The following is a 12,464-nucleotide window of genomic DNA, read 5'->3' as shown; positions in this document are numbered from 1 at the left end:
GCAGGGGCTTTCCGGCCCGACCGCACACACGTTATCGATAATCGTTTTCATTGTCATCTGATGCGGTGTCATCGCCTCCTGGAACCGTCTTCCGTTGCGCCCCTCGCCGGACCGGAGTGGAATTGCGTAGAGGGGGACCCGGAGGAAGGGGCATGCCATGAGCGACAGCGACCGGGGGGACGACGTCTACCAGCCGCAGGAGCCGGAGGCCTCCGACCCCGATGACCTGCTGGACCTCGAGGACACCCTCGATACGTCCGGGATCGCCGACGTCCTGGATGAGGGCTACTCCCCGCCGGACCGCCCCTGGGCGGTCGACGACGAAGGCACCACGGCCTCCGAACAGCACACGGGTGAGTCCCTCGACAGGCGCCTGACCAGGGAGGTGCCCGAGAGCTCCGACCCCGCCCAGGACGGCCCAGGCGATCTGGCGGACGGCGACGGGGAGCTCTACGACACGGAAGTGGGAACGGACCGCGCGGGCAGGCTCACGCAGGAGGGCGACGGGCACGTGCCTTCCACGCTCACCGCGCAGGATGTGGGAATCGACGGCGCGGCGGCGTCCGCGGAGGAAGCCGCCATGCATCTGATCCCCGAGGAGGAGGACCTGTTCGGCTAGCAACCGCGGCGCCTGGGCCGAGGCGGTGACTCCGTCCAGGCCCGCCGCCTGCGACGCGCACACCGGTTCTTTCGGTGCACCGTCGGCGCGGCAGGATTTGGCTTTCCCCGTACCGGAAGGTCGACCGTCGGGTGAAGCGGGGCCGGTCCACGGTCCTGGAGCAGCTTGGCGGTCTCATCATGTCGGAGAACTTCACGGGCCGGACTGCGGCATCGACATCGCTGTCCACAACCTCGGGGGAATCGATGCGCCCGCCCCTGGGACCCGCGACGACTTCGGGCAACTGTTTCGGCGACCCCGTCCGGGAGCAGGCTCTGCCGCTGAACCTCTGGGCCCCGGCCGAATCAGCAGGGCGCCCACTCATGCGCGGTACTGCACGGCGCAGGCCGTCGCACTCCGGGACGCGTGCACGCCGACGTACCGACGCCGCGCGCCGGATGGTGCGGCACGGCCCGGGCGGCGAGGCCGAAACACACCGGCGCACTGCCGTTGGCCCCGAAAACGCTTGGACGCGGGCCGCACGGCCACGGAAGACTTCCTCCACCGGACCCCTTGCCGTGGACGCACGGCCAGTGATGGTGCCCGGTGCTGTGCTGCGCCCTCCGGCGGAGACCACCACCGAGGCTCGGCCCGGGGCAACTGCCCGCGCAACGACATGAGGTCGGCATGGGATCGCAGCACTCTCAAGGCACCGGACCGGCCAGGGGCCCGGTCCGGCTCGCACTCCGTCACTATCTGAAGGAACTGTCACGCCAGGGCAGGCTGTCGGCTCCGGCACTCCTGCTCCCCGCCCTCGGCAACATCGGAATCACCTACATCGCGCCGCTGGTCGTCGCCAAGCTGGTGGGCAGGATCGCGGAGGACGGGTCCCTGGGCTTACGCGAAGCGCTCCCCTACGTCGGTTTGTTCACCGCGGTACTGCTGCTGGCGGAGACCTCGTGGCGGGTGGGAGTGCACTGCCTCAACCGTGTCGACGCCCGGGGCATCGAGCACCTGTACATCACCGGCATGGACGCGCTGTTCGCCAAGGACGCCTCCTTCTACCAGGACAACTTCGCCGGTTCTCTGACCAAGCGCGTGCTGAGTTTCGCCTCCCGCTTCGAGGAGTTCGTCGACACGCTCACCTTCAACGTCGTGGGCAGCGTCGCCCCGCTGCTGTTCGGCACGGTGATCCTGTGGCACTACGACCCGCTGCTGGTCGTCGGCCTGCTGACGATGATCACCCTGACCGCCGTGTGCGCCGTTCCTCTCATTCGCCGCCGCCAGCAACTGGTCAACGAACGCGAGGAAGCGATCGCCCGGGTCTCGGGGCATGTGTCCGACGCCCTGATGAACATGGACACCGTGCGCGCGTTCGCAGCCGAGGAGCGGGAGGCCGCCGAGCACCGGTCCCGGGTCGCGGAGTCACGACGGCTGACGCTGCGCTCGTGGGATTACGGCAACCTGCGCATCGACACGCTCGTCGCACCCATGTCCGTACTGACCAACGGCCTCGGCCTGCTCCTCGCGGTGTCGTTCGGCGCGGGTGGGGGCAGCGTCGAGGCGATCGTGGTCGCGTTCACGTACTACACCGGTTCGACCCGCATCATGTTCGAGTTCAACCAGATCTACCGCCGTCTCGAAAGCTCGATGACCGAGGCCGCCCAGTTCACCGAGCTGCTCCTCGATCCTCCCACCGTGCTCGACCCACCGATGCCCGAGCCGCTGCGCCACGAATCCGCCGCCGTCCGCTTCGACCACGTCACCTTCGCTCACGACGGGAGCCGGCCGATCTTCGAAGGGCTCGACCTGGATGTGCCGAGCGGGACGAGGCTCGGCCTCGTCGGACGGTCGGGCGGCGGCAAGACGACGTTCACCAGGCTCCTGCTGCGGATGGCCGACGTGCAGTCGGGCCGCATCCTGATCGGGGGTCAGGACATCAGCCGTATGCGCCAGTCCGATCTGCGGAACCTGATCGCGTACGTCCCGCAGGAACCGGCCATGTTCCACAGGACGCTTCGCGAGAACATCCTCTTCGCCCGCCCGGGAGCCACCGACGCCGAGATCCGCGCCGCCGCCGACGCGGCCCATGTGACCGAGTTCGCCGACGAACTCCCCGCCGGCTTCGACACGATGGTCGGCGAGCGCGGCGTCAAGCTCTCCGGTGGCCAGCGCCAGCGTGTCGCCCTCGCCAGGGCGATCCTGCGCGACGCGCCGGTGCTGCTGCTGGACGAGGCGACGAGCGCACTCGACTCCGAGAGCGAGACCCTCGTCCAGCAGGCGCTGTGGCAGCTGATGGAAGGCCGGACGGCTCTGGTCGTCGCGCACCGTCTGAGTACGGTCGCGGCGATGGACCACCTCATCGTCCTCGACCACGGCCGCATCGTCGAGCAGGGCACGCATCAGCAACTCCTGCACACCGACGGCGCCTACGCCAAGCTCTGGCACCACCAGTCCGGCGGCTTCCTCGTCGACACCGTGGATGGAGGAGCAGCCACCCAGGCCGAACAGGCGCGGTGAAGTACGTGGTCCCTCGGCGCGCGCGGCGCGTCGGGGGCCCGCGGGCGGCCGACGCCACGCCCTCCGTACGGCCCACGCCGTCCGTACGGCCCACGACCACCCCGCGAGCCCGGCCCACGGCACCGCAGGCCCGCGGGAACGGTCGGTCAGCGTGCGTCGCGCATCCCGAGAACGTAGGAGGCGGTGAGCGCGACGGCACGGTCGTCGTCATCCGACAGTTCCGCGAGCGCACGTGCCGCTGTGCTTCCCGGGATGTCCGCGAGCGCCTCTGCCAGCCGTCGACGTGCGGAGGGGGCGACACCGCCGTCGGCGAGGCGGTCGACGAGCCCGGCAGCGATCCGATCGGCCGAGGCGGGGCAACTGGCCAGCACGCTCAGTGCATCGGCCGCGTCGACGTCGTTCGTCTCCTCGGCGACCATGCCGATGAGCGTCGGGACCGCGTCGGCCACTCCGCGTGCCCCGAGCGCCAGTGCCGCGTATCTGCGGACCACGGTGTCGGGGTTCGTGAGGGCACCCCGGAGCAGTGCGGTCGCATCGTCGTCGGGCATCTCGGCGATGGACCGGACGGCTCGTCTGCGCACCTCGGCCGCCGGCGAGCCGAGGCCCTCAGCCAGCAGAGCCGAGCCACCGCCACCCGATTGCGCCAGAGCCCATCGAAGGGCTCCTGCGACGTTGGGGTCGGTCTCGCTCAGCGTTGCCTCGACCAGCGCCTCCACCGGCACCGTGTCCTCGTCGACCGACGACAGGGCCGCTCGCTGGCGCGTTCCGGCGCTGTTCGACCCCAGCGCCTGGAGCAGTGCGACGGTCCTCAGGACGTCCTCCCAGCCGGCGGGTTCCGCATCACCGATCCGACGGAGTCGCGTGAGCAACTCCGTCTCACCCGCAATGCGATCCCGCGTCCGGCGGATGAGGTCGTCTACGAGCTCCGTGGGCGTGAAGCCCGGATCATCGAGCGCCCGCCCCACGTCACGCAGCGACAGCCCCAGTGACCGCAGGCTCTCTATGTGGAAGATCCGCCGGATGTCCTCGCCCGAGTACCGGCGATAGCCGGAGTCGGTACGACCCGTCGGACTTACCAGACCGAGCGATTCGTAATGCCTGAGCATGCGGGCGCTGACCCCGGAGCGTCGTGCCACGTCACCGATCAACACTGCCTGTCACCCGTCCTGGCTCGTGGGGCCGAGGACCACGACACGCTTCGCCTCCTCGATCGCGAATTCGAATCCGGCATCCGGGTCGGCCAGCAGCCTCTCCGTAGCGATGGCGTGCGCCCGCACACGACGGTCGGGATCCGTCGTCGCCGCCTGCAGGAACGGCAGGATCACCTCACCGAGCGCGATCAGCGCCCTGCTCAGACTCAGCTGCGTCTCTCGTTCGCCGCGCCCGAACTGTCCCGACAGTACTGCGGCCAACTCGTGCTCCTGACCATCGGGCACGAGCACGACCGCTGCCCGCCACGCGCTCCGCGCCACCTCGTCGTCGGGGTCGGACAGAAGCGCCCGTGTGATCGCAGGCCACGCTTGCCTGTCCCCGATCTTGGACAGCGTGTGCAACGCCTGGCTTCGCGCCTGTGCACGCTCCGAGCGGATCTGCTCCATGAGCTCCGGGACCGTCATTGACGCCGAGTGACGGGTGAGCGCCCAGGTGAGCATCTCGCGTACGTAGAACTCGGGTTCGATCGCGCACCGCTCGATGAGCTTGTCGACGAAATGCGGGCCGGGGGTCGCACCGACCGCCAGCGCCGTCCGCAGCCGCACCGACGCACGGCCGTCCTCCAGCCCCCGAAGAACTCGTATCGTTTCCGTGTCCTGCTCCGGCATGGTCATCGGCAGCACCTCCTCGGCCACAGTGAAGACCTTGTCACCGTGTCAAGGTCAAGCGGAGGCCACGGCGGCCCTGTCCGAATCCGTGACACGCCCCCGCACGCCTCCCTCGCGCATCGGCCCCACCCGGTCCGGGCATGCGAACGTGACCGGGCTGCGTACGGATACCGGCCCGGGCGCCGCCCGTCCGTCCCCGGCGCGGGCTCTCCCGGCGCAAGAGCTCGTCGATCGCACAGGAGCGGACCACCGCATGACAACCACCCCTCGTCCGAAGCCACCTCACAGATCGGCGTCCCGGACTCGCCGTCATGGGCAGCAATCTCGCCCGCAACTTCGCCCGTAACGGCCACACCGTCGCCGTCCACAACCGCACCGTGGCACGCACCCGGGCGCTCGTCGACGCGCACGGCGAGGGGGCGACTTCGTCCCCGCGGAGACCGCCGAGGAGCTCGCCGCTCTGCTGGAGGACGGCGACGTCCTCATCGACGGCGGCAACGCCCACTTCGAGGACACCCGGCGCCGCGAGAAGGCCATGCGGGAACGGGACATCCACTTCGTCGGGAACGGGAGCTCCGGGGGCGAAGAAGGCGCGCTCAACGGACCGAGCATCATGCCTGGCGGCAGCAAGGAATCCTACGACTCACTCGGGCCGATGCTGGAGAAGATCTCCGCGAAGGCCAGGGACGACTCCCCGTGCGTCACGCATATCGGACCTGACGGCGCCGGGCACTTCGTGAAAATGACGCACAACGTCGCTTAGTGGTCGGCTCCGGAAGCCCTTCGGGGGTTGACGCGGCGGTTGGTTTCGTGGCCGAGGTGCGCAGGTGTGCCGACCGCTGGTGGGACGCGATCATTACGGTCTTTGAGCAGCCTCACGGCCCTCACTCAGTCCCTCTCCATCATCACCAACCAACGATGACCGCCTAGGCGCAACCCTCGGGTTGCGCCTAGGCGGTCGAAGTGCAACTCTGGGGTTGCATCCGATGATGACGGTGAAGGAGTCCCCCATGAGCGAGGACCGGATCGAACGCGAAACCCTGATCGCAGCACCCCTGGAGCGGGTCTGGTCGCTGGTGGCCCAACCCGGGTTCTGGGTGGCCGACAAGGCGAGCCTGCCCGGCACCGTGGCCAAGGAAGGCGAGTCGATGATGGCGAAGAACGCCGAGCACGGCGACTTCCCGGTGCGTGTGGAGAAGGTCGAGCCGCCCACGTACCTGGCGTACCGCTGGACCAGCGCGTTCCCCGGAGAAGAGCTGCGCGAGGACAACAGCACGCTCGTGGAGTTCACGTTGACCCCGGAAGGCGAGCAGACGCGGCTGCGCGTCGTCGAGAGCGGGTTCGCGGCGCTGGCCGGGTCCGAGGAGCTGCGCAGTCAGAACCTGAAGGACCACACGGAAGGCTGGCCCCTGGAGCTCGACGCGCTCAAGACACGCGCCGAACAGCCCTCCACGTGACGGAAGAACGTCCCGGCGCCGCCGAGGTCGTCGACAGCGTCCTCGGTGCGCTGGCCGACCCGACGCGACGTCAACTGCTTGACCTGCTCGCCGCACAGGGCGAGGCCACTGCCACGACGCTCGCCGAACGACTTCCCGTCTCGCGGCAGGCGGTGGTCAAGCACCTCGCCGTCCTGGAGGCCGCCGGGCTGGTTTCCGGCGGCCGGGTCGGACGTGAGGTGCGGTATGCAGTGCGGCCCGCGGCGCTGGACACGACGGCACGGTGGATGGCCTCGCTCGCGGCCTACTGGGACCGGCGGTTGGCGAACATCAAACGCGTCGCTGAGGCAGCGGAGCGGGACTCGAGTTCGACACGCCCCGAATGAAGGAAGCACGCTATGGACACGACAGTACTTCGCAGCGCCTACGACAGGTTGCTCGATGCGGCGGCCATCCCCGACCTCGGCGACGCGGACGATGGAGGATGGAACGCCGACCAGATACTGGCCCATCTCCTCAGCGTCGACGCCTCGATCGCAGCGGTTGCTCTGGGCGTCGTCGCCGGCTCACGGCCCACCTTCGACAACCGGATCTCCCTCGACACCTGGAATCTTGACCGGATCATCACCGAGCACTCAGGTCGGGCGGACCTGATTGATCATGTCCGGAGCCAGGCCACCGTCCTGTGCGACATCGCCGATCAACTCAACGAGGAAGCCGCCTCGGTTCTGGTGCCGTCGCTCCTCCTTTCCAATGACGCACTCGTGCTGGACCAGCCGATTACGCTGACAAGCCTCATAGACGGCCTCGCCGAAGACCATGTGCCCGTGCATACCCAACAGCTCCTCGATCTTCGCGTCGCCGTCCCTGGGCACGCCTGAAGGCGGCGCCTGAGTCGAACATCGGGCACCCGGTCCCCCGGTCTGCTCTTGAGGGCCGACTGCGTGGACCGGGCCGCTCCGCCGGCGCACGGCGCCCTGCACGCACATGTCGACGCGTGTGGACATGCCGAAATTGAGGTGCCGGAACCGGGCGGGCATCCCTACCCTCGGCCCCATGCGCCACAAATCCGCTCTGCTGAACGTCATTGATGTGGAAGCCACCTGCTGGAATGGGCAGCCGCCGCCCGACTCTGTGAACGAGATCATCGAGATTGGTCTCACCGTCGTGGACGTGTCGGCAGGGCGCCGCATGTCCCGGCATCGTGTCTTGGTCCGCCCTGTCCGGTCGAAGGTGAGCGACTTCTGCACTGAACTGACCGGACTGACGCAAGCTGAGGTGGAACGGGGCGTCTCCTTCGCCGAGGCCTGCCGGATCCTCTTCGAGGAGTACGAGGCCGGGGAGCGCCCCTGGGCGAGCTGGGGCGAGTACGACCGTCGGCAATTCGCTCGGCAGAGTCAGGCCGACGGGGTGGCCTACCCGTTCGGCTATCCAACTGAGCGCACCCACATCAACGCCAAGGCCGTATTCACCGCGGCTTACGGGCTGCGCAAGAAACCCGGCATGGACCACGCTCTACAGATAGCCGGACTGCCGCTCGAGGGACGCCATCACCGCGGAGAGGACGACGCGTGGAACATCGCCGCACTCGTCCTCGATCTGTTGGGCCGCGGGGCATGGCCGGTCACGGCCACATTCGTCTAGCCTCGCGCCCGCTCGTCGAGGCGTGCTTCAAGGGAGGGGTGTGTGTTCCGGGAGCGAGGGCATGGTGCCAATCGTGCCCGACAGGCCGCCCCCCGGATACGGCAGGCTACAGCCTGTCGTGATCCACTTCTCCCGATCGGCCTGTCTGCCTTGCCCGTTGCCGCCGCCCGGCCGATAACCCTGCGCGCTGCTGAGCGCGAACGACTGAAGAAGATGGCCTACGGTCAAAAAACTGAACACCGGCTGCGGATACGCTCGCAGGTGGTGCTGCACGCCGCACGCGGACGCTCGCGGCCGGTTCGCCGAGCCTGCCTCGGTCGGCCGAGCGGCCCGGCTGCTCAACGAAGGACTCTGACGGGCGGGCATGACGAGGGCCGGTCATCTGCCCGGCCCTTCACGTTGTCTTCTGCTGCTGCGCCCAGCGGTCGAGGTCAGCCACGCAGAACTTCAGCTTCCCCCGAAGTAGTACCTGGGGATCCCGTGCCGTCGGGACTCTTCGATACATCCAGCGTTCCGTCATGCCGAGGTGGATCGCGGCATCCGCGACTCCAACACAGCGACGCTCCACGTCACGCCTCCTTCGGTACGACCAGCCCGAGGAACGGTCTACCCGTCATCTTCGGCCTCACCAACCCAAAGCCTCACTGAGAGCCGGACGGGGCATCCGGGGAACTCCCCGACACCAATGCGGCCCCAAAGGCCGCAATCGGCTGAGCGTCGTAGGCTCGAATCCGCTATCAGCACGGAGGTCCGTCAATGCGCCGGACACGACACAACCGAAGGCAGAGTCATCATGAGTAGCACAGCCCAGATCGGTGTCACCGGACTCGCAGTGATGGGCCGCAACCTGGCCCGCAACTTCGCCCGCAACGGGTACACCGTGGCCCTCCACAACCGCACCACGGCGAAGACACGCGCCCTCGTCGAGGAGTTCGGCGACGAGGGGGACTTCGTCGCCACCGAGTCCGCCGAGGACTTCGTCGCGGCACTGGAGCGCCCTCGGCGCTTGGTGGTCATGGTGAAGGCCGGCGACCCGACGGACGCGGTGATTGCGGAGTTCGCCCCGCTCCTCGAACCCGGCGACATGATCATCGATGGCGGCAACGCCCACTTCGCCGACACCCGCCGCCGCGAGAAGGATCTGCGCGACCAGGGCATCCACTTCGTCGGCACCGGCGTCTCCGGCGGCGAGGAGGGCGCCCTCAACGGGCCCAGCATCATGCCAGGCGGCAGCAAGGAGTCCTACGCCTCCCTGGGCCCAATGCTGGAAAAAATCTCCGCGAAGGCCAAGGACGGCGACCCCTGCGTCACCCACATCGGCCCGGACGGAGCGGGCCACTTCGTCAAAATGGTACATAACGGGATCGAATATGCGGATATGCAGCTGATCGGCGAGGCGTACCAGCTACTGCGTGACGTGGCGGGCTACTCCCCCGCCGAGATCGCGGACATCTTCCGCACCTGGAACGCCGGCCGCCTGGACTCCTACCTCATCGAGATCACCGCCGAGGTCCTCTCCCACACCGACGCGGCCACGGACAAGCCCTTCGTGGACGTCGTCCTGGACCAGGCCGAGCAGAAGGGCACCGGCCGCTGGACCGTGCAGATCGCCCTCGACCTGGGCGTCCCCGTCTCCGGCATCGCCGAGGCCGTCTTCGCCCGGTCCGTCTCAGGACACGCCGCCCTCCGCGATGCCTCCCGCCACCTGGCCGGCCCCACGGCCAGCACCCTGGGCAAGGACGAGGCGGCAGCCTTCGCCGACCAGGTCGAGCAGGCCCTGTACGCCTCCAAGATCGTCTCCTACACCCAGGGCTTCCACCAGATCGCCGCCGGCAGCGAGCAATACGACTGGAACATCGACCTCGGCGAGGTCGCCGCCATCTGGCGTGGCGGATGCATCATCCGCGCCGCGTTCCTCGACCGCATCACCCAGGCCTACGAGGCACAGCCCCAACTCCCCAGCCTGCTCGCCGACAAGAGCTTCGCCGAGGAGATCGCCGCCGCACAGAACGACTGGCGCACGGTGATCACCACCGCCGTCACCCAAGGGGTCCCCACCCCGGCCTTCGCCGCAACACTCGCCTACTACGACTCCCTGCGCGCCGAACGCCTCCCCGCCGCCCTGACCCAGGGACAGCGCGACTACTTCGGCGCACACACCTACCGGCGCGTCGACCGCGAAGGCGCCTTCCACACCCTCTGGGGCGGCGACGGAACCGAGGTCGAAAGCTGAGACGCGGCCTCGGGAGCGTCAGGTTCAGCCTGAAGCCGCGGGCTCGGTCTGTGGTCGCGCTGCGGAGTGGGTCGACGAGTAGGAGGGCCGGCGCTCAGGCGCGGCGGACCCGCCAGAGCCATGCAGCCGTGCCGGTCAGGAGGGCGAGCACCGCCAGGTTGGCCAGGAGGGCCGGGGCACCGGCCTCAGGGCCGCCGGTGGACAGGTTCCAGGTACCGATGACGACGCTCGGCAGGACGGCGGCGAGCAGGACGCCGGTGGTCTTACGGGCGGTGGTCCAGTGCACCGAGGTGCAGAGGAGTACCGCGCCTGTGACACGGAACAGGACGCCGACGAGCTGGCCCGGGGCGGCGGTGAAGACCATCATGAAGGGCATCGAGAGGGTGAGCATCAGGAGCGGAACGAGGGGGTGCACCTTGCCGCGCCGCACGGGTGCGTCCGCACGGCCCCGGGCCGAGGCCCCGGCGGCACCGTTCCCCGCCTCGTCCAGCGCCGTTGCCGCGATCGTGCGGGGGTCTCCCAGCTCCGCCAGGACCTCGCCGATCGTGGCGTCTGGTCGTTCGGCGCGCGTCACCTCGATGTGTTCGGCGAGGTCGGCGAGGAGTTCCTGGCGACGGTCGGCGGAGAGCGCCGAGGCCTCGCGCTCGACGGTCGAGAGGTAGCTGCGCACGGGGTCGGCGAGGTTCTTCATGTGAGGTCTCCTGTGGAGGGGCGCGAGGCTGTCAGGAAGGCGTCCACGGCGTCACGGAAGCCGGGCCAGACGCGGGAGAACTCGTCCAGTGCGGCCCGGCCGCTGTCAGTGAGCGCGTAGTAACGACGCGGTGGCCCGGATACGGACTCCTGCCAGGTGGTGGTGACCAGGTCGTCGCGGCGCAGCCGGGAGAGCAGCGGGTAGACCGTGCCCTGGCTGGTGGCCAGGGCACCGGAGTCCTCCAGGGCCTGGAGGAGTTCCACGCCGTAGCGGGGGCGGTCCCGCATCAGGGCGAGTACGCAGTACTCCAGGACACCCTTGCGCAACTGGGCCGCTGCCCGGGCCTGCTTGGTCGGAAAACCTGGTTCCATGTGATGCAAGATACCTGGTGGGGCAAGTCAATGGGAACGGGGGGTGCCGATCCTTGGACAAGCTCGTGCCCGGTCGGCGGTGCGACGTCTTCGGAGGCACACCTGCCGGCATACCTCGTACCGACCGCGACGGTGCCTTCCACATCTCTGGGGCGGCGACAGGCCGGAGACCCTGCCGGCTGACGAGGCGTACGTCGCCCGGCCGGTCCGGTCCGGCGTGCGGTCGGGAGCGCGGTGTGGATTAGTGGCAGGGAGCCCCGTCCACCGTCCACGGAGTGCGCCCATGCCCGACGCCGTACCGGAACCCGTAGCGGTCCAGCCGGTCGTAGCACCGCTGACCAGCGCCGCCGTGGTTCTGGTCGCGACCATCGAGCCGGGCGGCGAATCCGCTGTTCGCGAGGTGCTGCCCGATCTCTCGGCATTCGCGCGGTCGATCGGCTTCCGGGTGCCGAGCGCCGGACTGGCGTGCGTAACGGGCTTCGGCTCGGAGGCCTGGGACCGGCTGTTCGCGGGCCCCAGGCCGGCCCGTCTGCACCCCTTCCAGGAGTTGCGGGGACCCGTCCACCGCGCGCCGGCGACACCAGGCGATCTGCTGTTCCACGTCCGCGCGGAACAGATGGACGTCTGCTTCGAGTGGGCCTCCCAGCTCCTCGGACGGCTCGGCGGCGCGGTGAAGGTCGTGGACGAGGTGCACGGCTTCCGCTACTTCGACCACCGGGATCTGCTCGGATTCGTCGACGGCACGGAGAACCCCGTGGGCGACGACGCGAGAGCAGCGGCCATCGCCGGCCCGGAGGACCCCGCCTTCGAGGGCGGCAGCTACGTCGTCGTGCAGAAGTACCTGCACGACCTGGCCGGCTGGAACGGGCTGAGCACCGAGCAGCAGGAACGGATCATCGGCCGTACGAAGTTCACCGACATCGAGCTTGCCGATGACGTCAAGCCGGCGGATTCGCATGTCGCCCTGAACACCATCACCGAGGACGACGGCACCGAACGTGCCATCCTGCGCGCCAACATGCCCTTCGGCAGCTTCGGACAAGGGGAGTTCGGTACGTATTTCATCGGGTACGCGGCCGACCCCGGGGTCACCGAGCAGATGCTCCGCAACATGTTCCTGGGCAGCCCGCCCGGCGCCCACGACCGCATTC

12 protein-coding genes and 1 pseudogene are annotated in these 12,464 nt (G+C 68.9%); 9 read left to right on the top strand and 4 right to left on the bottom strand.

Annotated features, from left to right (window positions below; translation table 11 throughout):
* Window positions 1–157 precede the first annotated feature (157 nt).
* Both BFF76_RS18705 and BFF76_RS18700 read left to right on the top strand, forming a co-directional pair.
* Entirely contained in the window at window positions 158–619 is a 462-nt protein-coding gene (locus BFF76_RS18705) for a DUF5709 domain-containing protein (protein ID WP_031095239.1), read from the top strand.
* A gap of 666 nt (window positions 620–1,285) precedes the next feature.
* Window positions 1,286–3,118 (top strand): ABC transporter ATP-binding protein, encoded by a 1,833-nt coding sequence (locus tag BFF76_RS18700; RefSeq protein ID WP_065848670.1) that lies wholly within the window; start codon window positions 1,286–1,288, stop codon window positions 3,116–3,118.
* A gap of 146 nt (window positions 3,119–3,264) precedes the next feature.
* Here BFF76_RS18700 and BFF76_RS18695 read toward each other — a convergent pair whose 3' ends face one another.
* Complete coding sequence (locus BFF76_RS18695) at window positions 3,265–4,269, bottom strand: HEAT repeat domain-containing protein (protein ID WP_065848669.1); 1,005 nt, start codon at window positions 4,267–4,269, stop codon at window positions 3,265–3,267.
* A gap of 6 nt (window positions 4,270–4,275) precedes the next feature.
* Window positions 4,276–4,944, bottom strand: a complete 669-nt coding sequence (locus BFF76_RS18690; protein WP_065848687.1) for a HEAT repeat domain-containing protein — start codon at window positions 4,942–4,944, stop codon at window positions 4,276–4,278.
* A 282-nt stretch (window positions 4,945–5,226) separates the two neighbouring features.
* Here BFF76_RS18690 and BFF76_RS31460 point away from each other — a divergent pair.
* The 6 genes and pseudogenes from BFF76_RS31460 to gndA all read left to right on the top strand — a co-directional run.
* Window positions 5,227–5,692: pseudogene (locus BFF76_RS31460) on the top strand (NAD(P)-binding domain-containing protein); the annotation flags it as partial.
* A 256-nt stretch (window positions 5,693–5,948) separates the two neighbouring features.
* Window positions 5,949–6,395: an SRPBCC domain-containing protein gene (locus BFF76_RS18680; protein WP_065848667.1), complete on the top strand. Its 447-nt coding sequence runs from the start codon at window positions 5,949–5,951 to the stop codon at window positions 6,393–6,395.
* Entirely contained in the window at window positions 6,392–6,760 is a 369-nt protein-coding gene (locus tag BFF76_RS18675) for an ArsR/SmtB family transcription factor (protein ID WP_031095228.1), read from the top strand. Before BFF76_RS18680 ends, BFF76_RS18675 begins: the two co-directional genes overlap by 4 nt.
* 12 nt (window positions 6,761–6,772) lie before the next feature.
* Window positions 6,773–7,255 (top strand): hypothetical protein, encoded by a 483-nt coding sequence (locus BFF76_RS18670; RefSeq protein ID WP_065848666.1) that lies wholly within the window; start codon window positions 6,773–6,775, stop codon window positions 7,253–7,255.
* A 175-nt stretch (window positions 7,256–7,430) separates the two neighbouring features.
* The gene (locus tag BFF76_RS18665) at window positions 7,431–8,018 is read left to right on the top strand and encodes a 3'-5' exonuclease (RefSeq protein WP_031095226.1); all 588 of its coding nucleotides are present in this window, start codon (window positions 7,431–7,433) and stop codon (window positions 8,016–8,018) included.
* 793 nt (window positions 8,019–8,811) lie between these two features.
* Entirely contained in the window at window positions 8,812–10,251 is a 1,440-nt protein-coding gene (gene gndA, locus BFF76_RS18660; RefSeq protein WP_031095225.1) for an NADP-dependent phosphogluconate dehydrogenase, read from the top strand.
* Between the two features lie 94 nt (window positions 10,252–10,345).
* Here the strand turns inward: gndA and BFF76_RS18655 are convergent, their stop codons facing one another.
* Both BFF76_RS18655 and BFF76_RS18650 read right to left on the bottom strand, forming a co-directional pair.
* Complete coding sequence (locus BFF76_RS18655) at window positions 10,346–10,942, bottom strand: HAAS signaling domain-containing protein (RefSeq protein WP_053929825.1); 597 nt, start codon at window positions 10,940–10,942, stop codon at window positions 10,346–10,348.
* Window positions 10,939–11,313, bottom strand: coding sequence for a PadR family transcriptional regulator (locus BFF76_RS18650; RefSeq protein ID WP_031095223.1), 375 nt, complete (start codon window positions 11,311–11,313; stop codon window positions 10,939–10,941). The genes BFF76_RS18655 and BFF76_RS18650 overlap by 4 nt, the downstream gene beginning before the upstream one ends.
* A 283-nt stretch (window positions 11,314–11,596) precedes the next feature.
* Between BFF76_RS18650 and BFF76_RS18645 the strand changes: the two genes are divergently transcribed.
* On the top strand, window positions 11,597–12,464 hold an 868-nt coding region (locus tag BFF76_RS18645), incomplete at its 3' end, for a Dyp-type peroxidase (protein ID WP_065848665.1).

This window comes from Streptomyces mutomycini (assembly GCF_001700505.1).
Lineage (GTDB): Bacteria > Actinomycetota > Actinomycetes > Streptomycetales > Streptomycetaceae > Streptomyces > Streptomyces mutomycini.
The sequence above is the reverse complement of the archived record's forward strand: the minus strand, read 5'-3'. Positions and strand labels throughout refer to the sequence as shown.